Genomic DNA, 1,655 nt, shown 5'->3' with positions numbered 1-1,655 from the left:
TCAGTTGATTTGTCACGGTGAATTATTTCAACTTCTTGATGAATTCATCAAGATCGATAGTTAAAGAGGTTGGTCTGTAAGGAAGCTGCTGAAGGACCAGATTACCGGAATAAATTGCTTTCCTATCTGCTTGATATAACGACATGGTGTAAGTGTCATATTCCGCCGGATACTGATCGGCTGCTTGCAGACGGATGTGTTGCATTCGTTTGGAAATAGCCTGAATGATGTGGGGATCTTGAATAATAATAGGCTTCCCCTCTTTAAGCTTTAATTCTATTTTATCGATGTGGGTCAAATCAAGATCTAGTATTATACTTAAAGGGATACCTTCTTCGCCTGGTTTGGCATCTTCAACAATTGCGATTTCATAGGCGATGGTTTGTCCGGGATAGCTCAATAAAGTAAATTTCGCTTTCCAAACCTCCACGGTCTGGCCAATCCTAAGGTCTTCCATGCTCAGTTGAAGTTCCTGCCCATATCTATGAATATTGGAATCATCGGGGAGCCTGATCCAATATGCTTCAGGAGTAGGATGTTCTTTACCGGACCATTTATAATAATTCACAACTAGCGCACGTTTACCTGTATTATCGATGGATATGATTTTTCCGACAAGATCAGCCTTGTCCGAAAGGGTAAACGTCGTAATCGAAAGAGGAAAATAACCTCCAAGTGATTGGAATACAGCGTTTTTAAGGGCTTCGACCTCTTCGTCGTTTAATTTCTCGCGGTGCTGGTAAAGTCTTCGGACTTCAAGCCTGGCAACATTGTTTTCGGTATGCATCGAAACGGGTTCGATAGAGAATCTGGATAAGAGAGGCTCTAGCTCACGGCTGGAACGAAATTTTTCTTGGTAGAATGCAGCTGAAGGGGTAAGGGCTGCCGCTGAGTGTTGATTCTCGTAATGCTCAATTGCTTTAGTCGGGGCAATCCATTTTTCCCCTAAATAGGTTAATATACGATACCATGATCGGCAGTGATCTGATTCCGATTGGGTACCCTCAGTGACTCCTTCGTTGCAAATGAAGAGCTGACCAAGCGTCGTTACCGTCTGGGGGGAAAGTTGCCCTACGTTACTTTCATCATCCACAGGAAAATTGTATAAGCCCTCCATACCCATAAACGTGACTTCCAAATGGACTGGGTAATATTTCTCTTTTATGACCGCAGGTCCGCTTCTCAACCATTTATCGCCATACCACGTCTTTACGAGATACCAGAATTCATCCGATGGATTCGTTGTGTCCCGCTCACTTCCGCCTGTTTCAATTACTTGAAGCGATTGGAATGCTGATATGACACCAGCTGGCTTGCTATCAGTGGACTGTTCGTCATAAACAGGTGTATCGACTAGCAATGTAAGCTTTCCCGGCTGTTCATTCCATCTCCCGCTTGCTAGAGCCTCTGAAGTGTACAACGTGTATATGGTTAAAGCAGCAATAAACTCCCAACATAATTGTATAAGAACGCTTGAATGCTTTTGTTGTTGGCATAATTACCACCCCTTTCCATATGTTAGACACAAAATAGAGCAAAAAGTTGTTCGTAAGGAAAAGATTAGAGACGGATGCCTCAGCGGTCGTAGGACCACTGGTAGTCAGCGTATCTGTATAGCAAAATGATTTAAGGAAGCATCCGAATGAGAAGTTATC

Annotated in this window: 1 protein-coding gene; it reads right to left on the bottom strand. The window is 43.1% G+C overall.

What is annotated here, in order from left to right; all coding sequences use genetic code 11:
* Nucleotides 1-22: 22 nt before the first annotated feature.
* Nucleotides 23-1,360: a hypothetical protein gene (locus BK127_RS42105; protein WP_144026745.1), complete on the bottom strand. Its 1,338-nt coding sequence runs from the start codon at nt 1,358-1,360 to the stop codon at nt 23-25.
* Nucleotides 1,361-1,655: the final 295 nt, after the last annotated feature.

This window comes from Paenibacillus sp. FSL H7-0331, from assembly GCF_001956045.1.
The sequence above is the reverse complement of the archived record's forward strand: the minus strand, read 5'-3'. Positions and strand labels throughout refer to the sequence as shown.